This is a genomic window from Nocardioides antri (genome assembly GCF_008373765.1).
In the GTDB taxonomy this organism is placed as follows: Bacteria; Actinomycetota; Actinomycetes; order Propionibacteriales; family Nocardioidaceae; genus Nocardioides; species Nocardioides antri.
Genome location: NZ_VUJW01000010.1, coordinates 11,621 through 34,645, shown reverse-complemented (window position 1 = coordinate 34,645; position 23,025 = coordinate 11,621). Strand labels below are relative to the sequence as shown.

Sequence of the window (23,025 nt, the reverse complement as noted above, 5' to 3'; positions counted from 1 at the left end):
TGACCGCATGCCCTGGACCTATATCCTGCGCTGCTCGGACGGCTCCTACTACGTCGGCAGCACTGTCGATCTCGACCGTCGCTTGTCGGAGCACAGCAGCGACGATCTCGGCCCCGTCTACACCCGCCGGCGACGGCCGGTCGAGCTCGCCTGGAGCGGGTGGTACGAGCGGATTGACGACGCGTACTGGTTCGAGAAGCAGGTACAAGGGTGGAGCCGCAAGAAGCGCGAAGCCTTGATCCGCGGCGAGTGGGACGCGCTGCCGTTGCTCGCGAAGCGTCCGGCCGCCCGACGCCGGATTCTCGACGGACAGGATCGGCTCAGCGACTGAGCCGTCTCCACCGAACGGCGCCTTGGTTTCGAGGCTCGCTGCGCTCGCACCTCAACCAGCGGCCGACAACCCCACCCCGCGCCTTGGTTTCGAGGCTCGCTGCGCTCGCACCTCAACCAGCGGCGTGCACAGGACCGTAGAGTTCACGCTCGTGACCGCGACCGACCAGGAGCCCACCCGCTGGTGGGCCGGGCTGTCGCGGACCGCGGCGGGATGGCCGGTGCCGCCCGCGGTCGAGCGGGCGCGCAACACCTTCAGCGGCCTCCGGCTCAGCGACCGGGCGCTCGGCTGGCTGGCGCCGATCGCGGTCGCGGTGCTGGCGTTCGCGCTGCGGATGTACAAGCTGGGCACGCCGGACCGCTTCGCGTTCGACGAGACGTACTACGCCAAGGACGCCTGGTCGCTGCTCAACAACGGCTACGCGCAGACCTACCTCACCGACGTCGACGGCAACGAGAAGAACAAGATCGACGACGACATCCTCGCCGGGCACGTCCAGGACGTGTGGACCGGCGACCCGTCCATGGCCGTCCACCCCGAGGTCGGCAAGTGGCTGATCGCGCTGGGCGAGCAGGCCTTCGGGATGGACCCGTTCGGGTGGCGGATCGCGTCGGCCGTCGTCGGCGCGCTGATGGTGCTCGTGATGTGCCGCCTGCTGCGGCGGATGACGGGCTCGACGGTGCTCGGCTGCATCGCCGGGCTGCTCCTGATGTTCGACGGCCTGCACTTCGTGCTGTCGCGGCTGGCGCTCCTCGACATCTTCCTGGCGTTCTTCCTGCTCTGCGCGGTGCACTGCGTGGTCGCCGACCGGGACTACTTCCGGCGGCGGCTGGCCGCGCGCGCCGAGAACGAGGTCTCGACAGGCTCGACCGCCGAATGGCGCTGGGGCCCGGTGCGGTCCGTGCTGTTCCGGCCGTGGCTGCTCGCCGGCGGTGTCGCGTTCGGGCTCGCGATCGGCACGAAGTGGGCAGCGGTCTACCCGCTGGCGGCGTTCGGCCTGGTCGTGTGGTTCTGGTCGGCCGGCGGGCGCCGCAGCTTCGGGATCCGGTGGCCCGTCCTGAGGTCCGCGCTCGTCGACGGGGTGCCGGCGTTCCTGCACCTGGTCGTCATCGCGATCCTGGCCTACATCGCGACGTGGGGCGGCTGGCTGGCCAACGCGGGCGAGTACGAGGAGCACCTGAGCTCGACCCAGTACCGCCAGTTCACGGGCCACGGCCACTGCGCGGAGGACGACGACTCGTTCGTGGCCACCGACCTCGACGACAGCAAGCGGTGGCCGACCGCGACCGAGAACGACGCCAGCGGGATCGGTGAGGCGTGGCAGTCGTTGCGGTCGCTCTGGTACTACCACCAGGACGTCTACACGTTCCACACCCACTTCCTGAACTGCTCCGAGCACACCTACGCGTCGAAGCCGTCGAGCTGGCTGCTCATCAACCGTCCGGTGGGCGTGGCGGTGACCAACGACATCCTCCCGCCGGATGCGCCGGCGCCCGAGGACAACCCGGACCCGGTCCGCGACGAGGACTGCGATGCCCCGGCGGGGAGCGACTGCATCCGGCAGGTGCTCCTGATCGGCACGCCGATGATCTGGTGGGGCGGCTGCATCGCCCTGCTGTTCTCGCTGGTGATGTGGCTCGGCGCGCGTGACTGGAGATACGGGGTCGCCATCGTCGGCACCCTCTCCAGCTGGCTGCCGTGGATGCAGTACGACGACCGGCCGATCTTCTACTTCTACGCCATCGCGATCCTCCCCTTCATCGTGATGGCGCTGACGCTGTCGATCGGGACGCTGATCGGGCCGTCGCGCCTGCCGTCGACCCGTCGCACGATCGGGGTGATCGTCAGCGGGGCGTTCGTCGTACTCGTGCTGGTGAACTACGCCTGGTTCTGGCCCATCTGGACCAACGGGCTCCTGACCAGCAGCGAGTGGCTCGATCGGATCTGGTTCTCACGATGGGTGTGACGATGTCGAGACACAGGGTGGCCCTGGTCGTGGTCGCTGGGGCGCTGGTCGTCGTGGTGGTTGCGCTGCTCCTGGCGCGCGGCGGGGACGACGGGGCGACGCCGAGTGGCGCCGACCCCGAACCCACGGCGTCCGCGCCTCCCGTCGTGTCGGACGTGGCGTGGTGTGCCGGCTGGATGCACGTGGTCGCCGTGCAGGGGCAGTACGTCGCCGACCCGGGCCCGGCATCCTCCGCCACCGTCATCGAGGCCGTCGAGGCGCTCCGGGCCCTCGGCGTCCCGGAGAGCCTGGACCCGTCCGGCTACACCGAGCTCAACGCCGTCCTCGACGACATCCAGGCCAGCGTCGACGCGTCGTTCACCCCTTCGGTGGCGCCGTCGGAGCCTGCGGACGTCGCTCCCGAGGGCGAGGACGACGAGCACGGCCACGAGGAGCACGGCGATGAGGAGCACGGCCACGACGCCGGTGACGCGCCGTTCGGCGCGTGGTTGGCCGAGCACTGCTCCTAGCTGGTCACCTCTGGTGCCTAGTGGTTGCGGAGCGCGTCGATCAGCTCGCCCTTGCGCATCTTGGACCGGCCCTCGATCCCGATCTCGCCCGCCCGCTTCCGCAGCTTCTCGACCGACCAGTCCTCGTAGGACCCGGCCTTGCCACCCCGCCGCCCGACGGTCTTCTCCCCCTCGGCCGCCTGCGCGTTGGCGATCCGCGCCGCCTTCTCCTTGCTCGCCCCGTCGCGGCGGAGCGCCTCGTAGGTCTCGTTGTCCTTGATGCTGGGTCCGTGCTTGCTCCGGGGCATGGTGCGCCTCCTCGTCTCGACGACCCGTGAGCAGTACCCACCACCGGGAGCCGCCAACGACCTCCCCCGCCGGACGACCGCTCAGTTCCGCGCGAAGAGTGGCACGACCAGCCACAGGCCGACGTACAGCGCCAGCACAGCGATCGCCGCGATGGTCGCCGCGGTTGTGCCGACCACGACGTCGAAGACGAGCAGGACGACGGCTGCGGAGACCAGGGCCATTGCGGTCAGCCCGCCGCGCGCGCACAGGTGGGCGGCGTAGACCAGCCACGGCCGCTGGCGCTGCCGGAAGAGGACGCGATGGAACGAGACCGGCGCGACGATCAGGCAGGTGGTGATGACCGACCCGACCAGCAGGCCGAGGTAGATCGTGCGCTGCCGGTCATCGAGATCGGCGAACCGGTCCGTGAACGGGACGGTCAGCAGGAAGCCGGTGAGGATCTGGACGCCGGTCTGGAGCACGCGCAGCTCCTGGAGGAGCTCGTTCCAGTTGCGGGTGATCTGCTCGGAAGGCCGCTCGTCGGGGTCCGCGGACTTCTCGGACTCGTCGAGGCTCACGTCCGGTGTCCGATGTCCAGCAGCAGGCCGCCGGGCCGGTAGTCGCGCACCTCCAGCACCGCCCAGCGCGCCTCGCGGCCGTCCACACCGTCGAGCAGCGCGCGGACGATCTCTACCTGCTCCTCGGTCCCGACCTGCACGATCGCATGGCCCCCGGGCTCGAGGTGGCGCAGCGCGACCCCGAGACCGAGCACCAGCTGGTCGGTCCCGTCGATGCCGCCGTCGATGGCGCCGACCGGGTCCTCCGGGTGCTCCTCGACCTGCGCGGAGGGGACCCAGGGCGGGTCGAGGATGACGAGCCCGAAGCGCTCGTCGTCGCCCAGGGCGTCGGTGAGCGCAGCCGTGCGCACATCGGAAGCGATCCCCGTGGCTGCCGCGTTCCGGCGTACGTACGCAGCAGCCACGGGGTCACGGTCGACCTGGATCAGCGATCGACCGGTCAGGGATGCCGCGAGGAGGCCGATCTGGCCCGCCCCGCAGCACAGCTCGAGGATGGGACCGTCCGGGCAGTACGGCGACAGCGCCGCTGCCCAGTGACTCTGTGCCGTCGTCCACGGCCGCGGCCGCAGCACCCTCCGGTCCCAGAGGATCCGAAGCTCGCCGAATTGGGCGACCTCGGTCGACACGTCCAGCGTGGTCATGGCCCCGAGGTACCCACTCCCCGGGCGCGCATGCCATCAGAAGACGGGCTTGCCCCCCGTGACGCCGAGGACCGTGCCCGAGACGTACGACGCGTCGGTGGGCGAGGCGAGGAAGACGAACGCCGGCGCGACCTCCGACGGCTGCCCGGCACGCCCGAGCGGGGTGTCGGCGCCGAACTTCTCGATCTTCTCCGGCTCCTGCGTCGCGGGTTGCAGCGGCGTCCAGATCGGACCGGGAGCGACCGCGTTGACGCGGATCCCGTCCGAGCCGAGCTGGGCCGCGAGGTTCACCGTGAAGTTGTTGATCGCGGCCTTCGTCGCGGCGTAGTCCAACAGGCTCGGCGACGGCTCGAACGCCTGGATCGAGGTGTTGTTGATGATGCACCCCGGGCCCTTCCGCAGGTGCGGCACGGCCGCCCGGCACAGCCAGAGCAGGGCGTAGAGGTTGGTCTTGAACGTGCGGTCGATCCGCTCGTCGTCGTACTCCTCGATCGCGTGGTCGCGCGCCATCTGGTAGCCGGCGTTGTTGACGAGGATGTCGAGCCCGCCGAGCTCGCTGACGGTGCGCTCGACGGCCTCGTCGCAGGCTGCGCGCTCGCAGAGGTCGAGCGGCAGCTGCAGGGGCGTCCGCCCGGCGTTGCGCACGAGGGTCGCGGTCGAGTCGGCGTCCTCCTGCTCCTCGGGCAGGTAGGTGAACGCGACGTCCGCGCCCTCGCGGGCGTAGGCGATCGCGACTGCCCGTCCGATCCCGGAGTCACCCCCGGTGACCAGGGCGATCCGACCCTCGAGCCGGCCGTGACCGACGTAGCTCTGCTCGCCGTGGTCCGGCTCCGGTCGCATCTCGCCGGTGAGGCCGGGCGGCTCCTGCTGCTGGGCTGGGAATTGGACGTCGCTCATGAGATCGCCGGTACCCGTGCGCGATGTTCTCACTCGCATCGGGTCCCCCTCGGGGGACGGCTCCCGCGCTGCACCGGATGCCGCCCGCACCGCGGGGTACCGCCCTGACGAGAGAAACGACGCTCGAGGAACAACGGAGAGGAGAGCTCCTGATGACGACCTTCGATCCGGATGTCACCGACGCCGGCCTGGTCGACGCAGGAAAGGTGACCGGCACCCGGGATCGTGACTACGACCTGGTGTGGTTCCTCCAGGCCTGCCTGTCCAACGCGCTGCGGCTCGAGCAGTACATCGCCGACGCCGAGGCCGACGGCGACGACAAGCTGGTCGAGCTGTTCACCAAGGCTCAGACCGACAGCAAGAAAGGCGCAGAGCTCGCCAAGGAGCTGCTGCGCGAGAGGTTGAACGCATGACGACGATCCGGTCCAGCAACCGTCCCCTGATGGTCGTGGGTTTCGTGATCGTCCTGGTGGTCGTGCTCGGCGCACTGTTGCTGGTGGGGACCGCGCTGACGTAGAACCCGGTGCACCCCCCGTGGTGCGCGGTTCCCACCGTCCCCTCCCCGGGGGACACCCAGAGACGCCGGTCGACCGCCCTGGCCGACGAGGCTTTTCCCGCCTCAGTCGTGGTTGGTACCTGGGCGGTCGGCCGGCCTCTGACGTGCTGTCGTCAGGTCGTGGATGAGGCCGTCGAGCAGCCCGCGGAGACCTGGATGGCTGAAGTGGCCCTGCCGGGCCACCTCGATCAGCCGTTCCGCGATCTCCCGCACCTTCACGTTGCGGTTGCGTGACCACCACCGCAGCATCGCGAACGCAGCGTCCGCGTCGAGCCCGTAGCCGAGCATGAGCACGCCCTTGGCCTGCTCGATCGTGTCGCGAGCGGCCGCCGCGGCGGCCACCGCCGCGTCCGCTGCAGCGGCGTTCTCAGCAGCGAACTCCGGAGTGAGGTCCAGGTAGTAGCCGACAAGCTTCTCGACGAGGCCGTCCGCGTCGCGCAGGCCCTCCCCCACGACGACCACGCGGCGCTCGGCGTCGCTGGCTCTTATCCGGTAGTAGAGGTTGAACGGCTCCCCGGTCGCGATTGCATGCTTGAACGTCTGCTCCACCCGGTCGCGGTCGCCGTCGTGCTTGTGCTTCAAGAAGAGCTCGGTCGTCGGCTCGACCTCCCCCGGCTGGTAGCCGTGGATGGCGAAGACGTCGTCGTCCCACTCCCACCGGTCGTGGCGCACGTCGTAGGCGAACCGGCCGGTCTGCCGGACGTCCTCGTCCTCGTAGGGGTGCACGATCGTCTCCGGCACCGCCTCCAGGCTCTGCTCGCGACGCGCTGCAGGCGTGTTCTGACGCTCCAACCCCGACCTCCTTCATCGCCCCGAGCCACCGTATGCGGTCGGATCCCCCCGGGTATCGGGAACCGCACCAGAGGAGGCCGACCGATGAGCAGCCGCCACACCCTGCGCCGTCAATTATCGCGGTCCGCAGACAGCGAGGGCAAGCAGGCCCCGCCGAACGGCCCGATGACCCTTCCGACCCCGTGCGGAACCCTGTCCGAGTCCGTCGTCTCCGGCCTGACCGCGTCGGCCGGACGACGGTCGTTCCCGACTGACTCCGACGTGCGCGCGGTGACGGACCCGGTGCACGACCGGGACTTCCAGCTCGCGCTGTGGGTCCTCTACGAGCTTCATCACCGGGGCCTCGCCGGGGTGGACGACACCCTCGAGTGGGATCCCGATCTCCTCGGCGCCCGGCGCCGGCTCGAGACGGTGTTCGAGACCGCAGTCCGGGACCTGGTCGAGCTCCCCGACCCGATGCCGACCACTTCGTCCGAGGTCGCCACCGAGCTCCGCCGGATGACGATCAGCGGCACCGAGCCCGAGCTCCCGGCGTTCCTCGCGCGGGAGGCGAGCCACGACCAGTTCCTCGACTACCTCGCGGAGCGCGCGGTCTATCACCTGCGCGAGTCGGACGCCCAGTGCTTCCTGCTGCCGCGGATCGGCGGAGGGGCCAAGACCGCGCTCGCCGAGATCCTGTACGACGAGTTCGGGGCTGGCCGGCCGGACCGCCTGCACGCCGACATCTTCGCCCGCGCCCTGGCCGACCTCGGGATGCCGACCGGGCTGGCGTCGTACGTCGACGACGCGGACGCGCTCACCCTGGCGTCGGTCAACGTGACGACGCTGTTCAACCTGCACCGCCGGCTCCGCGGGGCCGCCGCCGGGCACCTGGCGGCGTTCGAGGCGACCAGCTCGATCCCGTGCCGGCTGATCGCCGACGGCGCCGAGCGGCTCGCGCTCCCGGCCTCGGTCGTGGACTACTACGTCGAGCACGTCGAGGCGGACTCCGTGCACGAGCAGGTGGCGATCACCGGGCTGTGCGGCAACCTGGTCGACGCCGAGCCGGACCTGGCTGCGGACGTGATCCTGGGCGCGGCCGCGTGCCTCACCATCGACACGCTGGCCGCCGACCGGCTCCTGGCACGGCTCCGCGAGCAGCCGGACCGGATCGCGTCGTGACCGCGGCCGACGGCGCCCGGCTCGAGGTGACCCTCTGCCCCGGCGGGCCGATGCTGCTGCGCGGTGCCACCGAGGTCCGCGACGAGGACGGAAACCTCCACCCGGTCGAGCGCCCGGTCGTCGCGCTGTGCCGGTGCCACCGCTCCGACCGGCTGCCCTGGTGCGACAGCTCCCACAAGGCGCCGCGTCCCGCTCCCGACCCCTGATCAGGGCGCCCCAATAGCGACAGGAGGCACGATGAAGGCAGTGACCTGGCAAGGACGCCGCAAGATGAGCGTCGAGGAGGTCCCCGACCCGACACTCCAGCGCAACGACGACGCGATCATCGCGATCACCTCCACCGGGCTCTGCGGCTCGGACCTGCACCTCTACGACCCGCTGACACCCTTCATGGAGCCGGGCGACATCGTGGGGCACGAGCCGATGGGCGTCGTCCTCGAGGTCGGCCCGGACGTGCAGACCCTCGCGAAGGGGGACCGGGTCGTCGTCCCGTTCAACGTCAGCTGCGGGACCTGCTGGATGTGCGAGCAAGGGCTCCAGAGCCAGTGCGAGACCACCCAGAACGTCGACCAGGGCACGGGCGCCAGCCTCTTCGGCTACAGCAAGCTCTACGGCGCGGTGCCCGGCGCCCAGGCGGAGTACCTGCGGGTCCCGTTCGCCGACACGCTGCCGATCAAGGTGCCGGACGGCCCGCCCGACGACCGGTTCCTGTTCCTCTCCGACGTGCTGCCGACCGCCTGGCAGGCGGTGGAGTACGCCGACGTCGACAAGGGCGACACCCTGCTCGTCCTCGGGGCCGGCCCGATCGGGGACATGGCGGCGCGGATCGCGCTCCAGCGCGGCTGCCGGGTCCTCGTCGCCGATCCGGTCCCCGACCGGCTGGGCCGGGTGGCGTCGTACGGCGCCGAGACGCTGCCGATGCTCGGCCCCGACGACCAGGTGCTCGACGTCGTCCGCGGTGCCACGTCCGGCCGGGGCGCCGACGCGGTGATCGACGCGGTCGGCATGGAGGCCCACGGCTCGCCGATCATCGAGGGCCTCACGAAGGCGATCGGGCTGCTCCCCGACCGACTCGGCGAGCCCATGCTCAGGAAGGCGGGAGTCGACCGCCTCGCCGCCCTCCACCTGGCCCTCGACGCCGTGCGCCGGGGCGGGACGGTCTCCGTCGTCGGCGTGTACGGCGGCGCGATGGACCCGATGCCCCTGATGGAGATGTTCGACAAGCAGGTCCAGCTTCGGATGGGGCAGGCCAACGTCCGGCGCTGGTCGGACGACATCCTCGACCTGCTGCTCCAGGACGAGGATGTGCTGGGCGTCGAGGACTTCGCGACCCACCACCTGCCGCTGGACGCCGCGCCGGAGGCCTACCGGGACTTCCGGGACAAGAAGGAAGGCATGGTCAAGGTCGTGTTCCGACCCTGACCCGGACGTGCTCCGGCCCTGACCGCGCTGCGCGAGGCGGTCAGGGCCGGAACTCGACCGTGGCTCAGGCCGCCTTGGCCGGGGTGGTGTTGCGCCCGGTGATGGCGCGCCGCAGATCCGTCAGGATCCGCTGCAGCAGGCGAGAGACCTGCACCTGGGTGACACCGAGCTCGTCGGCGATCTGCTGCTGCGTCTTCTGCTCGTAGAAGCGCATGTGCAGGATCCGCCGGTCCCGCGCCTTCAGGCGCCGGCAGGCCGGTGCGAGCACGGCAACCGCCTCGGCACGGCCGAAGCCGAACTCCGCGGCGGGCAGCCGGTCGATCCAGGCGAAGCCGGACTCTCCCGGCGGCGACTCGTCGAGCGAGTCGGGGGACGCGCAGGTCGCGCACTCATGTGCCTCGAGCACGTCGTCGACCGTGCACCCGACGGCGTCAGCGATCTCGCTGGGCCGCGGCGGGCGTCCGAGCTGCTGCGTGAGCGCCTCCTCCGCCTCGGTCAGGCGAGGGCGGAGCTCCTGGATCCGGCGGGGTGGCCGCACGGTCCAGGTGACGTCACGGAAGTAGCGCTTCAGCTCGCCGAGGATGCTCGGCACGGCGAAGACCAGGAGGTCGTCGCCCCGCGCGGGGTCGTACGCGTGCACGGCCTTGGTGAGGGCCAGGCACGCGACTTGCTCGAGCTCGTCCCGCGCCTGTCCGCGGTTGCGGTAGCGGGACGCCAATGCATGGGCCACCGGGATGTTCAGGACGATGACCTGATCGAGAATCCGCTGCCGCTCCTCTCCTTCACACTCAGCAGCCAGGGCGATCAGCTCCGCGGTACGACGCTTGCGCTCGTCCGGGGGAACCGGCTCCGGCTCTGTCTTGGTCAGGGGATGAGCGGGCTCCGAAAGGGTTGAAGTAGACACGTTCACACACTCCGAGGTCGGGAGCGAGGCGTGGCGGTTGGCTGGGCCACGCAAACTGCGTCTGGTCGGCAGATACCCCGGCTGAAAGCCGGTCAAACCTGCCACTTCTCCTGACCATAGCGCGGTCTAGACATCTGCACCACCATCCGCGTCCTCGGGTTCCGGGTTCGCCGCGGCCGGCCGGGGTCGACCGAAAAAACGCGACGGCCCGCCCGGCGTGGATGTGCCGGGGCGGGCCGTCGACTGGTCGAACCTGGGTCGGACCAGGTCAGGCGTCGAAGCGGTCGGCCTCCATCACCTTGGTCCAGGCGGCCACGAAGTCGCCGACGAACTTCTCCGTCGCGTCGTCGCTGGCGTAGACCTCGGCGAGCGCCCGCAGCTGCGAGTTCGAGCCGAAGACGAGGTCGACGGCGGTCGCCGTACGTGTGACCTCACCCGTGGCGCGGTCGCGGCCCTCGTAGACGTTCTCGGCCGACTCCGACGCCTTCCACTCCACGCTCATGTCGAGCAGGTTGGTGAAGAAGTCGGTGGTCAGCACGCCGGGCCGGTCCGTGAAGACACCGTGCGCGGTCTGGCCGTAGTTGGTGCCGATGGCCCGCATGCCGCCGACCAGCGCCGTCATCTCGGGCGCCGACAGGCCGAGCATGTAGGCACGGTCGACCAGCAGGGTCTCCGGCGGCATCTTCTCGCCGTCGCGCACGTAGTTGCGGAACCCGTCGGCCCGCGGCTCGAGCACCGCGAACGACTCGACGTCGGTCTGCTCCTGCGAGGCGTCGGTGCGACCGGGCCGGAACGGCACGGTGACGTCGACGCCGCCGTCCTCGGCGGCCTTCTCGATCGCTGCGCCACCGGCCAGCACGATCAGGTCCGCGAGCGAGACCTGCGCACCACCGGCACCGTTGAACTCGCCCTGGATCTGCTCCAGGGTCTTGAGCACGGTGGCGAGCTCGGCCGGGTTGTTGACGTCCCAGTCCTTCTGGGGAGCCAGCCGGATCCGCGCACCGTTGGCGCCGCCGCGCTTGTCGGTGGTGCGGAAGGTGGCGGCCGAGGCCCATGCCACGGAGACCAGCTGCTGGACGCTCAGGCCGCTGTCGAGCACCTTCGCCTTGAGCGCGGCGACGTCCTCGTCGGACACCAGCGGGCCCTCGACGGCCGGCACCGGGTCCTGCCAGATCTGCGGCTCCGGGACCCACGGGCCGAGGTAGCGCTCGACCGGGCCCATGTCACGGTGGAGCAGCTTGTACCAGGCCTTGGCGAACGCCAGCCGGAACTCCTCGGGGTTCTCGAGGAACCGGCGCGAGATGGGCTCGTAGATCGGGTCGAACCGGAGCGCGAGGTCGGTCGTCAGCATCGTGGGCAGGCGCTTCGGGGAGTCCGGGGTCGGACCGGGGATGATCGCCTCGGCGTCCTTCGCGACCCACTGGTGGGCACCGGCCGGGCTCTTCGAGAGCTCCCACTCGTGGCCGAAGAGGATCTCGAAGAAGCCGTTGCCCCACTTGGTGGGCGTCGTGGTCCAGGTGACCTCGAGGCCGCTGGTGATCGTGTCGGCGCCCTTGCCGCTGCCGTAGGCGCTCTTCCAGCCGAAGCCCTGCTCCTCGATCGGGGCGGCCTCCGGCTCCGGACCGACCAGGTCGGGGTCGCCCGCGCCGTGGGTCTTGCCGAAGGTGTGGCCACCGGCGATCAGGGCGACGGTCTCCTCGTCGTTCATCGCCATCCGGCGGAACGTCTCGCGGATGTCGCGGCCCGCGGCGATCGGGTCCGGGTTGCCGTTGGGGCCCTCGGGGTTGACGTAGATCAGGCCCATCTGGACCGCGCCGAGCGGCTCGGCGAGCTCGCGCTCATCGCTGTAGCGCTCGTCGCCCAGCCAGGCGTCCTCGGGGCCCCAGAAGATCTCCTCGGGCTCCCACACGTCCTCGCGGCCGAAGCCGAAGCCGAAGGTCTCGAAGCCCATGTCCTCGAGCGCGACGTTGCCGGCGAGCACGAGCAGGTCGGCCCACGAGATCTTCTGGCCGTACTTCTTCTTGACCGGCCAGAGCAGCCGCCGGGCCTTGTCGAGGTTGCCGTTGTCGGGCCAGCTGTTGAGCGGGGCGAACCGCTGGTCGCCCGACCCGGCGCCGCCGCGGCCGTCGTAGATCCGGTAGGTGCCGGCCGCGTGCCAGCTGAGGCGGATCATCAGGCCGCCGTAGTGGCCGAAGTCAGCGGGCCACCAGTCCTGCGACGTGTTGAGCACCTCGACGATGTCCCGCTTGACAGCCTCGACGTCGAGCTTCGCGAACTCCGCCGCGTAGTCGAAGTCCGCGCCGAGCGGGTTGGATGCCGGGCCGTGCTGGTGCAGCACGGACAGGTCCAGCTGGTTCGGCCACCAGTCCTTGTTGGAGCGCGGGCTGTGGGCCTTGGGGGTGGGCGAGTCGAGGGCCGGGTTCTCGCTCTCGCTGCCCTGGCTGGTCACGCCGTGGTCGACAGGACACTGGTCGGTCATTGGGGACAACACCTTTCGGGGGACGGATCTGGTCGGGTCAGGGTCGTGCGGTGGAGCAGTCGGGGCAGGTGCCCCAGTAGATGACCTCGGCCTCGTCGATGACGAAGCCGTTGTCGTCGGAAGCGCTGAGGCAAGGGGCCTCACCGATGGCACAGTCCACGTCGGCGATCGCGCCGCAGGAGCGGCACACGACGTGGTGGTGGTTGTCGCCGACGCGTGACTCGTAGCGTGCGACGGACCCGGAGGGCTGGATCCGCCGGACCAGGCCGGCCGCGGTGAGGGCGCGGAGCACGTCGTACACCGCCTGGTGGGAGACGTCGCCCTCCTCGGTCCGGACCGCGCCGATGATGGCGTCGGTGTCGGCGTGCGGGAGTGCGTGCACGGCATTGAGCACGGCGACCCGCGGGCGGGTCACGCGCAGGTCGGCGCCACGGAGCATCTGCTCGTAGTCGGGCGCCGTCGTCATGACAGCGACCATACTCCTTTTCTGGAATGATTCAAGATCTGACGCGCAAAACCATCTCACCGTTGCCCGGGACAGTCCGTGCGGTGCTGCCACGTCTCCTCGTGCTCGGCCGCGAAGTCGGCCGCGCGGGCGCGGCCGAGGTTCCACTCGAGCCAGTCGTCGTCGGGCCGGTCGGCGAGGTGGATCGCGCACTCCTCGAGGTCGTCGGGGAGGTCGGTCAGCACCGGCAGCGCATCGTCGGAGAGCCCGGCGAGGTAGGCCCAGTCGACCTCGCCCGACGCCTCGTAGCGGTCGAGGTTCTGCCGCGCGATCCAGGCGTCGGGGTTGAGGGCCGCGATCCCCAGCAGCAGCGCCACCCCGGAGACCAGCCCGAACCGCGGCAGCCAGGCGGCCCGGAGCGCGACGCCACCCGCCATGGTCGCCACCACGAGGAGCCCGAGCCAGCCCTCGAAGACGTCGACCAGCAGGCGGAGCCGGGTGAAGCCGTAGGCGTCCTGGTAGACGCTCATCCGGTAGAGCGCGGACGCGACCACGACCAGGGTGGCGACGCACAGCAGGCCGAGGGAGCCGCGGATCCACGCCCGGTCGGCCGGCGTCTCGCGGGGCGCCTTGCGGGTGGCCGCCCAGACGACGAGCAGGGTCAGCGCCGTGGCCACGGTGAGCTGGCCGAAGCCCTGGTGGACGTACTCCGCATAGGTCAGGCCGGTCGTGCGCTCGAGGTAGTCGTGGCCGCCGAAGATCACGGCCGCCTGGGCCACGAGGAAGAGGACGAACACGGCGTCGACGACGAGCACGGGCGCGAGCCACTCGAAGCGGTGGGCCACCGGCCGCTGGACGCGCGGCCCGGCGCCGACCTCGGGCGGGTTGAGCGCGAGGTAGCCGCCGGCGAGCACGACGCCACCGACGAAGAAGGTGACGAACAGGCGGAGCGCGACGCCGTCCCAGCCGCGGTCGGGCACAAGGGCACCGACCCACTCGGCGAAGAGGGCGTCGGCCGACGCGAAGAGGAGCGCGAAGACGGCGAGCCCGACCAGCGAGAGCACCGCCGTCCGGGCCAGGGCGGCGCTGTGGCCGAGTCCGGTGACGATCCGGAAGGTGCGCCCCAGCCACGGCAGGCCCCGCAGGCCGGCGAGCGGCCACGCGATCACGGACACGACGAACGAGGGGACCGTGCGCCCCCGCACCAGCCCCACCGCACACAGGCCGCCGCCCGCGAGCAGGCACAGGACGGCGATCCACTCCGCGTCCCGGACGACGACCACGGACGCCAGCGCCAGGCACAGGGCCGCGCAGGTCAGGGTGAACGGGTCGTGACGGTTGCGGCTGGCGGCCAGCACCACGCCACCTGCGGCCACGAGCACGACGAAGACGCCGAGGCCGAGGTCCCGGTAGGGCAGCACGATCCCGGCGAGGAGGCCGACACCGAGTGCTCCGAGGAGCACCCGGAGGTTGCCGGGGAGGCCGCGCTCCGGCCAGAAGTCGCCGAAGGTGGCCTCGGTCAGGGAGGGGGCGGCGGCGGTCGGCGGCCGCTGCGGGGGTACGGCGACGGGCGGTGGGGCGGGGTGGGGCATCGGGGTCTCGTCTCGGGGGGTCGGGGAAGTGGGAGGGACGGTCGGGAGGTCGGCGCGGACCCGCGCTCCGGACCCCCACGGCTCGGGGTCGACGAAGCGGATCGTGCCGCCGTGCAGGTCGGTGACCCAGCGTGCGATCGCCAGGCCGAGGCCGGTCCCGCCTCCCCCGTCCACCTCGCTGAGGGTGCCGAACCGCTCGAACGCGCGCTCCCGGTGCTCGGGCGCGACGCCCGGGCCCTGGTCGGCGACCTCGAGCAGCCAGCGATCGCCGCTCGCACGAGCGCGGACGGAGACGGTGCCGCCGGGCGGGCTGTGCCGGGAGGCGTTGTCGAGCAGGTTGGCGACGAGCTGGCGGAGCCGGGCGGGGTCTCCCTCCACGGACAGGTCCGGAGGATCGACGCGGACGTCGTACGTCACGTCGCGGGCGGCGACCCGGGACTCGGCGACCGCGGCGTCCAGCAGCCGGCGTACCTCGACCTGCTCGCGGGCGAGCGGCGCCTTGCCCGCGTCGACGCGGGAGAGGTCGAGCAGGTCGCCGACGAGCCCGGCCATCCGCTCGCCCTGGTCGAGCGCGGCGCGGAGGGTGACGGGGTCCGGTTCGGCGACCCCGTCGGCGAGGTTCTCGAGGAGCGCGTTGAGGGCGGTCAGCGGGGTGCGGAGCTCGTGGCTGACGTTGGCGACCAGCTCGCGCCGCTGGCGGTCGACGGCGGCGAGCTCCTCGGCCATCCGGTTGAACGCGGCGGCGAGCGCACCGACCTCGTCGCGCGACGTCGCGGTGACCCGGACGTCGTGGTCGCCGGACGCCATCCGGCGGGCGGCGCTCGTCATCTCGCGCAACGGCGAGGTCATGCCGACGGCGAGGAGCTGGGTGACCGCGAGGGCCAGCGCCACGGTGACCGGGATGCTGAGCCACAGCGGCACTCCCCCGGCCTCGCCGATCGTCGCGACGGCCACCGCGACCACGACGCTGGCCGCGACGAGGAGGCCGAGCTTGACCTTGACCGACCGGACCGGATCGAGGACCCGGAGGCTCATCGGGCGCCGGTCTCGAGGGCGTAGCCGACACCGTGGACGGTGCGCACCCGATCGGAGCCGATCTTGGCGCGCAGCGCCTTGACGTGGCTGTCGACCGTGCGGGTGCCGGACGCGCCCGGCCAGCCCCACACGTCGGCGAGGAGCCGCTCGCGGGTGAGCACCGTGCCGGCCTCGGCCGCCAGGCAGACCAGCAGGTCGAACTCCGTCGGTGTCAGGTGCACCTCCTCGCCGGCGGCCCAGACGCGGCGGGCGCCGCCGTCGATCCGCAGGTCGCCGAGGTCGGTGACACCGTCCGTCCCGGAGCCGGCGAGCTGGGCGGCCCGGTCGACGCGGCGCAGCAGCGCCGCAACCCGCGCCACCAGCTCGCGCATCCGGAACGGCTTGGTCATGTAGTCGTCGGCCCCTACCCCGAGGCCGACCAGGATGTCGGTCTCGTCGTCGCGGGCGGTGAGCATCAGCACCGGCACCGGACGCACCGCCTGGATCCGCCGGCACACCTCGTGCCCGTCGAATCCCGGCAGCATGACGTCGAGCACGACGAGGTCCGGCCCCTGCTCCTCGAAGGCCCGCACCGCGGCCGGTCCGTCGTACGCCTGCGCGACGTCGTACCCCTCGGCCGTCAGCCGGTCGGTGACGGCGCCGTTGATCACGGGCTCGTCCTCGACGACGAGGATCCGACGGGTGGGTCCGGTCATGCCCCGAGCGTAGGAGCGACCGGCGCCGGGAAGCCGGGACGACTCGTGAAGATCGTGTGCAGGTCGCCGTCTCAGCGCGCGGCCACCAGCTCCGCCGCGGCGTCGAGGCAGCGCAGGTCGACGCTCGCGGGCACGAGCACGACCTCGTCGCAGCCGGCGGCCTCGGCATCGTCGAGGACCCGGCGGACCCGGTCCGGCGAGTGCGCGGTCATCCGGCCGGCGAACGCCGTGGCGAGCTCGGGGCCCAGGAAGCCGAGGTAGCGCTCGGCGAAGTCCCGCAGGACCTCCTCGGGATCCGGCACGCCGAGTGCGTAGAAGCAGCCCGTCACCTTCCGCGGCGTCCCCCGCCCGGCGGCCGCCCACGCCGCGTCCGCGCGCGTGTTGACGTCGACGAACTCCTGACGCGCCCCGGTCACGCTGAACCCGGTGACGCCGTCCGCCCAGCGCGCGGCGCGGGCCAGCGCCTTCGGCCCGAGGGCTCCGGCCAGCAGCTCGGGCGTCCGCCCGTCGGCCAGCGCCGGCCCGACCGGGTCCGCCCTCGGGTACGGCGGCTGACCGTCGAGCAGCCGCCGCAGCTCGCGCACCTGCTCGTCGAGCCTCTGGTGGCGGCGGTGCGTGGAGGCGCCCAGCGCGTCGTAGTCGCCGTCGCGGCCGCCGATGCCGACGCCCAGCACGAGCCGGCCACCGGCGAGCTGGTCGAGGGTGCCGACCTGTTGGGCGACCATCGCGATCGGGTGAGCCGGGAGCACCCAGACGTTCGTCATGATCCGGACCCTGCTCGTGACCGCCGCCGCGGCGGCGAGGGAGGCGACCATGTCCGGGTTGGGGAAGGTCACCCGCTCGCCGGCCGACAGGCTGGAGAACGGTCCGTCGTCGATGGCCCGCGCCCAGTCGACGGTGGTCTCCGGCGCGTAGTGGCGCGCCATCTGCGGAAGGGCGACCCCGACCTCCAGGCTCACGTGGAGACCCGTCGCAGCGGGCAGCTGGAGAGGTCGGCCTGGTCGGCGTACAGCGGCAGCTCCTCGACCGTCAGGTCGAGCGCCTCCCGGGATCCGAACAGCCGCGACGGGTCGAGGTAGACGGCCTCGTCGAAGAACTCGCTGACGATCGCGCGGATCGGCGCGGAGCCTGCGGTCAGTGTCCGGGCGACGGCGTCGCGCACGTAGCCCTGGCGCAGCGGGTGGAGCCCTGCGGACGACGGCGTGTGGACGGCGTGCCAGCCGTGGAAGAACTCCTCCTCGGACAGCCGGTCCGGCTTGGGGAACCAGGTGAAGTGGGTCAGCCAGTCGCCGGGGGCGACCGCCTGGGGCACCGACTCGGTCACCAGGTAGGCGTCACCAGGAACCTGCTCGACGATCTCCGGCCACACGTCGACGGAGTCGACCCAGATCTCCGCGAGCCCCCGCAGGGCTGGGCCCTTGCCCATGAGGAGCGGCGCGCCCGGCAGGTCGGCGGCGACCGATGCCTGGACGGCCCGCAGGCCCGGCACCCGGAGCGTCGCCGCCGCCTCGGCAGCGGCGTCCTCCCAGATCAGCAGGTCGATCTTCTCCACGACGACTTCCTCCTGTGACCGGCGGAACGATCGCACCCGCGGTAGAACGTGTTCTAATCTGCTCGGCACCGGGTGTCAACCCGCAGCACCCGCCCCACGACCGAGGAGACCGCCATGACCGAGCCCGCCCGCGCGCAGCGCTTCCTGGACCGGCGCGTCGTCGTCACCGGCGCGGCCGGAGGAGTCGGCCAGGTGGTGGCCGCGATGTTCCGGGCCGAGGGTGCGCGCGTGGTCGCGACCGACGTGGCACCGGCCGACGGCGTCGTCGCGTGCGACCTCGCCGACGACGGGGCCCGGGAGGCGTTCATCGCCGACGCGCTCGCGGAGCTCGGCGGCCTCGACGTCCTCTGCAACGTCGCCGGGGTCCAGCAGTTCGCCGAGCTCGGCGCGCTGACCGCCGCCGGCCTGCGCCGGCACTTCGACGTCAACGCTCTCGCCCCGCTCCTGCTCGCGCAGGCCTTCGCCGAGGCACTCATCGCCAGCCGGGGGAACGTCGTCTCCGTCGCGTCGATCTCGGCGGTGATGGGCCAGCCCTACAACACGCAGTACTGCGCATCGAAGGCGGCGCTCCTCCTCGGGATGCGCGCACTCGCGGTCGAGCTCGGCAGCCACGGCGTCCGGGTCAACTGCGTCTCGCCGGGCGGCATCGACACCCCGATGATCCATGCGGCCGCGGCCGGGCTGCCGGCCGCGGCGGACTGGAACCTCGTCGCCAAGAGCCAGTCGGTCATGCCGGGCTTCATGCCGCCCGCCGACGTCGCGGAGTCGCTGCTGTTCCTCGCCTCCGACGCGGCGGCATCGGTGACCGGCGCGAACCTCGTCGTCGACCGGGGAGTCGTGTGGTGACCGTCGACATCGACGTGACCTACCACGGCGACCCGGCGGGGATCGCCGCCGCAGCGAGAGCCATCGAGGAGCGCGGCAGCACCGGAGCGCTGTGGGTGCCCGAGGGCGCGCACGACCCGTTCGTCTACCTGACGCTGGCGGCGACGCAGACCGACCGGCTGCGGCTCGGCACGTCGATCGCGCTCGCCTTCGCCCGGTCTCCGATGGCGATGGCCTACCCCGCCTACGACGTGCACCGGCTGTCCGGCGGCCGGTTCGTGCTCGGGCTCGGCTCCCAGATCAAGCCGCACATCGAGCGGCGCTACTCCATGCCGTGGTCGCGGCCGGCCGACCGAATGCGGGAGTACGTCGCCGCGCTCCGCGCCATCTGGGACAGCTGGCAGACCGGTGTGCCCCTCGACTTCCGCGGCGACTTCTACACGCACACCCTGATGCCGCCGCTGTTCAACCCCGGCCCGCTGCCGTTCCCGTCGCCGGAGATCTGGCTCGCCGGCGTCGGGCCGCGGATGGTCGCCGTGGCCGGGGCCGTGGCGGACGGGTTCCTCTGCCACCCGCTGCTGTCGCGCAGCTACCTGGCCGAGGTGCTGCGCCCGCAGCTGGCCGAGGGCCGGGCGGGCACGGGCGCCGGCGAGATCACCGTCGCCGCGATGGCGATGGTCGCGACCGGCCGGACCGAGGAGGCCTACGCCGCGGCGGTCGCCGGCACCAAGAAGCAGATCGGGTTCTACGCCTCGACGCCCGCCTACAAGCCGGTGCTCGACCACCACGGGTGGGGCGAGCTGCACGGCGAGGCGCATGCGCTCACCAAGGCCGGCCGGTGGACCGAGCTCGGCGACCTGGTGGACGACGAGGTGCTCACGACGCTCGCGGTCGTGGGCGAGCTCGATCGGGTCGGCGCGGCCGTGCGCGAGCGGTTCGACGGCCTCGCGTCGCGGGTGGTCCTGTCGATCCCCTACGCCGCCGACGACGCGCTCGGCCTCGACATCGCGTCGGGCTGAGTCACCGCTGGTTCTCGATCCGGTCGAGGTAGACCCGGCGCACGTCGTCGTCGACGCGGGTGATCGCGGCGTCGTCGTGCGCCAGGTTCCGGAGCCGGCGCATCACGCCCTCCGGCACCAGCGGCGCAGCCTTGGTCGCCGCGCCGACGTACGACGGGACGGCGATCTCGGCGCGCCGACTGCGGACCGACTTGACCACTGCCTCCGCGATGTCCTCCGGGTCGACCGCGGGCAGCATCCCGAAGTCGATGCCCGAGGACAGCTCCGTCCGGACGGCGCTCGGCAGCACGGCGGTGATCGAGACGCCGGTGCCCTCCAGCTCGAGCCGGGTGGCCGCGGTCAGGCCGACCACGGCGAACTTGCTGGCGTTGTAGACGGCGAGTCCCTTCAGGGGGAACTTGCCCGCCAGCGAAGCGACGTTGACGACGTGGCCCCGACCGCGCTCGACCATCGCCGGCAGCACGAGCCGCATGCCGTGGATGACGCCGTAGACGTTGACGTCCATCGTGAGCCGGTCGATCCGGTCCTCCTGCTCGAGGAACGGCGCGTTGGGCATCACGCCGGCGTTGTTGACGAGCACGTCGACCGGACGGCCGTGCTGAGCCTCGGCGGCCGCGAGGAAGCCGGCGTACGACTCCTTGTCGCTCACGTCGAGCCGGTGGCCGCTGGCCCTCGCGCCGAGCCCGCCTGCGGCCTCCTTGACGAGGGCGTCGTCGAGGTCACCGAGCGCGACCCTCGCCCCGGCGGCGACGAACTCCTTCGCGGTGGCGAGCCCGATCCCCCGCGCGGCGCCGGTGATGGCGACGAGGGCGCCGTCGAGGTCGATCTTCGGGTAGCGGCTCATGAGGTGACCTCCAGGGTCTCGACGGGCTCGACGAGCGGGATCCTGGTGATCTCGAAGTCGGCGGGGTTGAAGCGGCTGACCCGGCGGACGAGCGCGCCGGTCGACCAGGGCCAGCTGAAGCTGTTCCGGCCGTTGGCGTCGATGTAGTAGGAGTGGCAGCTCGTCGCGGTGTAGGCGGTGCCGGCGAGCGCGGCCTGCACCTCGTCGACGTACGCCGTCTGCGTCTCGGGACGTATGGCGAGCGCGGCCCATCCCTGCCCGCGGGCTGTCGTGACCGCGTCGACGATCATCGCGACCTGGGCCTCGGCGATGGTGAACGCCGAGCTGTGGCCGGTGCCGAGGCTGGGGCCGAGCACGAGGAACGCGTTGGGGAACCCTGCGACGACCGTCCCGAGGTAGGCCTCGGGCGAGCCGGCCCAGTGCTCGGCCAGCGTGCGGCCGTCGGCGCCGCGCAGCCGGTCGGCCACCGGCATGTCGAGGATGTGGAAGCCGGTGCCGAGGATGATCGCGTCGACCTCGGCCGTGCTGCCGTCGGCGCCGACTACGGTGGAGCCCTCGACCCGGGCGACCCCGGTCGCGTGGACCTCGACGTTCGGCCGCGTGAGCGACTGCAGGTAGCTGTTGGAGAACAGGATCCGCTTGCACCCGAGCAGGTAGTCCGGCGTCAGCTTCTCCCGCAGCGCCTTGTCGCGGACCGCGGCCCGCAGGTAGGCCTCGCCGACCTTCTGCAGCGCGTGCATGAACGGGCGCGGGTGGTGGAACGCCGTCCCGACGCCCTCCATCGCGGCATACTCGACCGCGGTCAGCGTCCGGTCGAGGAGCGGGATGCGGCGCTTCACCCACTTCTCCGCGGCCGGCACGGGATGGTCGACCTTCGGGAGCACCCAGTGCGCGGTGCGCTGGAAGAGGTGCAGGTCGGCGACCTGCTCCTGGATCTCCGGCACGAACTGGACGGCCGAGGCGCCGGTGCCGATCACGGCGACCCGCTTGCCGTCGAGGTCGAAGTCGTGGTTCCAGCGCGCGGAGTGCCAGACCTCGCCGGGGAAGTCCGCCAGGCCCGGCAGGTCGGGGATCTTGGGCTCGTTCCACGGACCGGCCGCGGCGACGAGGAAGCGCGCGGTGAGCTCGCCGTGGGTCGTCTCCACGCGCCACTGCTCGCCGTCCCACGACGCGCCGAGCACCTCCACGCCGAACCGCGTGACCTCCTCCAGCCCGTGGTCCCGGGCGACCCGGTCGACGTACGCGAGGATCTCCGGCTGCGTGCCGTAGACCCGCGACCAGTCGCTGTTGGGCGCGAACGAGAACGAGTAGAGGCCCGAGGGGACGTCGCACGCGCAGCCGGGGTAGGTGTTGGCCCGCCACGTGCCACCGTAGGTCTCGGCCTTCTCGAGGATGACCACGTCGTCCGTGCCGGTCAGGCCGGCCTCCCGCAGCTTGATGGCTGCGGCGATGCCGGAGATCCCGGCTCCGATGACGACGACCTCGTGGTGCCCTGCGTTCGACCGGGTCATGCGGATGCTCCTTCGTCGCGGCTGGTGGTCGAGCCTGTCGAGACCCGGATCGCGGCGGCGACCCGGCCCGGGACGTGCGCGCGGGCGGCGGCGAGCGTCGCCTCGCGTCGGGACAGGTCCATGAAGTTGGGGCCCATGGCGGCCAGCTCGTCGGGTCCGGGCTCGACCCGGATCACCCGGATGCCGGCGGCCCGGAGGGTCGCGACCTCGCGGTCGAGGCCGCGGGTCATCGCGGATCGGAGCAGCCGCTCGACCCGCTCGACGCCGCGCGCCGGCGCTCCGCCCTCCGAGGTCATCGGGGCGACCACGACCACCTCGTCCAGCGGCAGGTCGGCGAGCAGGTCGGCGGAGACCGACGAGACGGCGCCGCCGTCGATGAACCGCCGGCCGGCGATCTCGACCGGCGGGAACCAGCCCGGGATCGCCCACGAGGCGGCGACCGCCTCGCCGAGGCCGGCCCGCGGTGCGCCGGGCGAGCCGAAGGCGACCCGTTCGCCGGTCGCGACCTCCGCCGCCACGGTCCAGGTCGCCGGGTGACCGGCCCAGCCGTCGGGACCGGCCAGCGCGTCGCCGTACTCCCTCAGCCAGGTGGCGTCACCGCGGCCGCGCGGGAGGAGACCTGCGAGCGCGGCGTACGCCGACCGCTGCCGGATGCCGCTGCGGACCAGTCCGAGCCCGGGCAGCCCCGGCGCCGGGAGCGGGGGCAGGTGGCCGGGGTGGATGGCCAGGTGGCGCGCCAGGAGTGGGTCGGCGCCGTCCTCGGAGGCGAGCGCGTCGAGCAGGTCCTGCGGCGTGCGGCCCAACCCGAGAGCAGCGACGACCTCCGCGCCGGCAGAGGTGCCGAGCAGGACGTCGGCGTTCCGGGCGTCCCAGTCGAGCTGCTCCTCGAGGCAGCGGAGGGCCACCGCGGTCCAGGTGAAGCCGAGGGTGCCGCCGCAGCCGATGGCGAGCGCGCGTCGCTGCGTCATGTTTCGGATACTAACGGTATTCGAATACCAGCGGTA

24 protein-coding genes are annotated in these 23,025 nt (G+C 72.0%); 9 read left to right on the top strand and 15 right to left on the bottom strand.

The genetic code is table 11. The features are described 5' to 3' along the window. The first annotated feature begins 7 nt into the window (after positions 1–7). The 3 genes from F0U47_RS15815 (at position 8) to F0U47_RS15805 (ending at position 2,806) form a co-directional block, all read left to right on the top strand. Positions 8–331 (top strand): GIY-YIG nuclease family protein, encoded by a 324-nt coding sequence (locus tag F0U47_RS15815; protein WP_149751446.1) that lies wholly within the window; start codon positions 8–10, stop codon positions 329–331. A gap of 151 nt (positions 332–482) precedes the next feature. Continuing rightward, positions 483–2,297 carry a dolichyl-phosphate-mannose--protein mannosyltransferase gene (locus F0U47_RS15810; RefSeq protein ID WP_149751445.1) on the top strand — a complete coding sequence of 605 codons (1,815 nt, stop codon included), beginning with the start codon at positions 483–485 and terminating at the stop codon, positions 2,295–2,297. Positions 2,298–2,299: 2 nt separating this feature from the next. Further along, on the top strand, positions 2,300–2,806 hold the full coding sequence (locus F0U47_RS15805; RefSeq protein ID WP_149751444.1) for a hypothetical protein: 507 nt from the start codon (positions 2,300–2,302) through the stop codon (positions 2,804–2,806). Positions 2,807–2,823: 17 nt separating this feature from the next. Here F0U47_RS15805 and F0U47_RS15800 read toward each other — a convergent pair whose 3' ends face one another. From F0U47_RS15800 to F0U47_RS15785, 4 genes are all read right to left on the bottom strand, one after another. Beyond that, on the bottom strand, positions 2,824–3,093 hold the full coding sequence (locus tag F0U47_RS15800; protein WP_149751443.1) for a DUF7218 family protein: 270 nt from the start codon (positions 3,091–3,093) through the stop codon (positions 2,824–2,826). An 81-nt stretch (positions 3,094–3,174) separates the two neighbouring features. Further along, positions 3,175–3,651: a DUF6328 family protein gene (locus tag F0U47_RS15795; protein ID WP_149751442.1), complete on the bottom strand. Its 477-nt coding sequence runs from the start codon at positions 3,649–3,651 to the stop codon at positions 3,175–3,177. Beyond that, entirely contained in the window at positions 3,648–4,292 is a 645-nt protein-coding gene (locus tag F0U47_RS15790; RefSeq protein ID WP_149751441.1) for an RsmD family RNA methyltransferase, read from the bottom strand. The genes F0U47_RS15795 and F0U47_RS15790 overlap by 4 nt, the downstream gene beginning before the upstream one ends. 36 nt (positions 4,293–4,328) lie before the next feature. Beyond that, positions 4,329–5,189: an SDR family oxidoreductase gene (locus tag F0U47_RS15785; RefSeq protein WP_149751440.1), complete on the bottom strand. Its 861-nt coding sequence runs from the start codon at positions 5,187–5,189 to the stop codon at positions 4,329–4,331. 152 nt (positions 5,190–5,341) lie between these two features. Here F0U47_RS15785 and F0U47_RS15780 point away from each other — a divergent pair, with 152 nt between their 5' ends. Beyond that, entirely contained in the window at positions 5,342–5,602 is a 261-nt protein-coding gene (locus F0U47_RS15780; RefSeq protein WP_149751439.1) for a hypothetical protein, read from the top strand. Between the two features lie 206 nt (positions 5,603–5,808). Here the strand turns inward: F0U47_RS15780 and F0U47_RS15775 are convergent, their stop codons facing one another. Beyond that, positions 5,809–6,537: a PAS and ANTAR domain-containing protein gene (locus tag F0U47_RS15775; RefSeq protein ID WP_149751438.1), complete on the bottom strand. Its 729-nt coding sequence runs from the start codon at positions 6,535–6,537 to the stop codon at positions 5,809–5,811. An 84-nt stretch (positions 6,538–6,621) separates the two neighbouring features. Between F0U47_RS15775 and F0U47_RS15770 the strand changes: the two genes are divergently transcribed. The 3 genes from F0U47_RS15770 to F0U47_RS15760 are packed head-to-tail and all read left to right on the top strand — an operon-like array spanning position 6,622 to position 9,120. Next, positions 6,622–7,698: an iron-containing redox enzyme family protein gene (locus F0U47_RS15770; RefSeq protein WP_149751437.1), complete on the top strand. Its 1,077-nt coding sequence runs from the start codon at positions 6,622–6,624 to the stop codon at positions 7,696–7,698. Beyond that, a complete protein-coding gene (locus tag F0U47_RS15765) occupies positions 7,695–7,904 on the top strand; it encodes a CDGSH iron-sulfur domain-containing protein (protein ID WP_246159658.1) in 210 nt (69 codons plus the stop codon). The genes F0U47_RS15770 and F0U47_RS15765 overlap by 4 nt, the downstream gene beginning before the upstream one ends. 31 nt (positions 7,905–7,935) lie before the next feature. Then, positions 7,936–9,120, top strand: a complete 1,185-nt coding sequence (locus F0U47_RS15760) for an alcohol dehydrogenase catalytic domain-containing protein (RefSeq protein ID WP_149751436.1) — start codon at positions 7,936–7,938, stop codon at positions 9,118–9,120. Positions 9,121–9,184: 64 nt separating this feature from the next. Here the strand turns inward: F0U47_RS15760 and F0U47_RS15755 are convergent, their stop codons facing one another. The 7 genes from F0U47_RS15755 to F0U47_RS15725 all read right to left on the bottom strand — a co-directional run bounded on the left by F0U47_RS15755 (position 9,185) and on the right by F0U47_RS15725 (position 17,822). Beyond that, positions 9,185–10,024, bottom strand: a complete 840-nt coding sequence (locus F0U47_RS15755; RefSeq protein ID WP_188111386.1) for a sigma-70 family RNA polymerase sigma factor — start codon at positions 10,022–10,024, stop codon at positions 9,185–9,187. Positions 10,025–10,292: 268 nt separating this feature from the next. Continuing rightward, positions 10,293–12,503, bottom strand: coding sequence for a catalase/peroxidase HPI (katG, locus tag F0U47_RS15750; RefSeq protein ID WP_149751434.1), 2,211 nt, complete (start codon positions 12,501–12,503; stop codon positions 10,293–10,295). A 37-nt stretch (positions 12,504–12,540) separates the two neighbouring features. Then, positions 12,541–12,969 (bottom strand): Fur family transcriptional regulator, encoded by a 429-nt coding sequence (locus tag F0U47_RS15745; protein WP_149751433.1) that lies wholly within the window; start codon positions 12,967–12,969, stop codon positions 12,541–12,543. Between the two features lie 56 nt (positions 12,970–13,025). Further along, the gene (locus F0U47_RS15740) at positions 13,026–15,575 is read right to left on the bottom strand and encodes a DUF4153 domain-containing protein (RefSeq protein WP_149751432.1); all 2,550 of its coding nucleotides are present in this window, start codon (positions 15,573–15,575) and stop codon (positions 13,026–13,028) included. Further along, a complete protein-coding gene (locus F0U47_RS15735; protein ID WP_149751431.1) occupies positions 15,572–16,270 on the bottom strand; it encodes a response regulator transcription factor in 699 nt (232 codons plus the stop codon). Before F0U47_RS15735 ends, F0U47_RS15740 begins: the two co-directional genes overlap by 4 nt. 71 nt (positions 16,271–16,341) lie before the next feature. After that, positions 16,342–17,229 carry an LLM class flavin-dependent oxidoreductase gene (locus F0U47_RS15730; RefSeq protein WP_246159657.1) on the bottom strand — a complete coding sequence of 296 codons (888 nt, stop codon included), beginning with the start codon at positions 17,227–17,229 and terminating at the stop codon, positions 16,342–16,344. Beyond that, entirely contained in the window at positions 17,226–17,822 is a 597-nt protein-coding gene (locus F0U47_RS15725) for a hypothetical protein (RefSeq protein WP_149751430.1), read from the bottom strand. The genes F0U47_RS15730 and F0U47_RS15725 overlap by 4 nt, the downstream gene beginning before the upstream one ends. Positions 17,823–17,936: 114 nt before the next feature. On the opposite strand from F0U47_RS15725, the gene F0U47_RS15720 reads away from it, so the two are divergent. Both F0U47_RS15720 and F0U47_RS15715 read left to right on the top strand, forming a co-directional pair. Next, positions 17,937–18,668: an SDR family NAD(P)-dependent oxidoreductase gene (locus F0U47_RS15720; RefSeq protein WP_149751429.1), complete on the top strand. Its 732-nt coding sequence runs from the start codon at positions 17,937–17,939 to the stop codon at positions 18,666–18,668. After that, entirely contained in the window at positions 18,665–19,666 is a 1,002-nt protein-coding gene (locus F0U47_RS15715) for a TIGR03617 family F420-dependent LLM class oxidoreductase (protein ID WP_188111385.1), read from the top strand. Before F0U47_RS15720 ends, F0U47_RS15715 begins: the two co-directional genes overlap by 4 nt. Before the next feature lies 1 nt (position 19,667). Here F0U47_RS15715 and F0U47_RS15710 read toward each other — a convergent pair whose 3' ends face one another. From F0U47_RS15710 to F0U47_RS15700, 3 genes are read right to left on the bottom strand one after another with little or no spacing between them, the layout of a single operon-like run. Then, the gene (locus F0U47_RS15710) at positions 19,668–20,510 is read right to left on the bottom strand and encodes an SDR family oxidoreductase (RefSeq protein ID WP_149751427.1); all 843 of its coding nucleotides are present in this window, start codon (positions 20,508–20,510) and stop codon (positions 19,668–19,670) included. Further along, positions 20,507–22,021, bottom strand: coding sequence for a flavin-containing monooxygenase (locus F0U47_RS15705; protein ID WP_149751426.1), 1,515 nt, complete (start codon positions 22,019–22,021; stop codon positions 20,507–20,509). Before F0U47_RS15705 ends, F0U47_RS15710 begins: the two co-directional genes overlap by 4 nt. Beyond that, on the bottom strand, positions 22,018–22,989 hold the full coding sequence (locus F0U47_RS15700) for a patatin-like phospholipase family protein (RefSeq protein WP_149751425.1): 972 nt from the start codon (positions 22,987–22,989) through the stop codon (positions 22,018–22,020). The genes F0U47_RS15705 and F0U47_RS15700 overlap by 4 nt, the downstream gene beginning before the upstream one ends. Positions 22,990–23,025: the final 36 nt, after the last annotated feature.

Coding starts and splice junctions, on each gene's coding strand:
- F0U47_RS15815 (WP_149751446.1), top strand. CDS start 8: ATGCCCTGGACCTATATCCTGCGCTGCTCGGACGGCTCCTACTACGTC.
- F0U47_RS15805 (WP_149751444.1), top strand. CDS start 2,300: ATGTCGAGACACAGGGTGGCCCTGGTCGTGGTCGCTGGGGCGCTGGTC.
- F0U47_RS15800 (WP_149751443.1), bottom strand. CDS start 3,093: ATGCCCCGGAGCAAGCACGGACCCAGCATCAAGGACAACGAGACCTAC.
- F0U47_RS15790 (WP_149751441.1), bottom strand. CDS start 4,292: ATGACCACGCTGGACGTGTCGACCGAGGTCGCCCAATTCGGCGAGCTT.
- F0U47_RS15785 (WP_149751440.1), bottom strand. CDS start 5,189: ATGAGCGACGTCCAATTCCCAGCCCAGCAGCAGGAGCCGCCCGGCCTC.
- F0U47_RS15780 (WP_149751439.1), top strand. CDS start 5,342: ATGACGACCTTCGATCCGGATGTCACCGACGCCGGCCTGGTCGACGCA.
- F0U47_RS15770 (WP_149751437.1), top strand. CDS start 6,622: ATGAGCAGCCGCCACACCCTGCGCCGTCAATTATCGCGGTCCGCAGAC.
- F0U47_RS15760 (WP_149751436.1), top strand. CDS start 7,936: ATGAAGGCAGTGACCTGGCAAGGACGCCGCAAGATGAGCGTCGAGGAG.
- katG (WP_149751434.1), bottom strand. CDS start 12,503: ATGACCGACCAGTGTCCTGTCGACCACGGCGTGACCAGCCAGGGCAGC.
- F0U47_RS15745 (WP_149751433.1), bottom strand. CDS start 12,969: ATGACGACGGCGCCCGACTACGAGCAGATGCTCCGTGGCGCCGACCTG.
- F0U47_RS15740 (WP_149751432.1), bottom strand. CDS start 15,575: ATGAGCCTCCGGGTCCTCGATCCGGTCCGGTCGGTCAAGGTCAAGCTC.
- F0U47_RS15735 (WP_149751431.1), bottom strand. CDS start 16,270: ATGACCGGACCCACCCGTCGGATCCTCGTCGTCGAGGACGAGCCCGTG.
- F0U47_RS15720 (WP_149751429.1), top strand. CDS start 17,937: ATGACCGAGCCCGCCCGCGCGCAGCGCTTCCTGGACCGGCGCGTCGTC.
- F0U47_RS15710 (WP_149751427.1), bottom strand. CDS start 20,510: ATGAGCCGCTACCCGAAGATCGACCTCGACGGCGCCCTCGTCGCCATC.
- F0U47_RS15705 (WP_149751426.1), bottom strand. CDS start 22,021: ATGACCCGGTCGAACGCAGGGCACCACGAGGTCGTCGTCATCGGAGCC.
- F0U47_RS15700 (WP_149751425.1), bottom strand. CDS start 22,989: ATGACGCAGCGACGCGCGCTCGCCATCGGCTGCGGCGGCACCCTCGGC.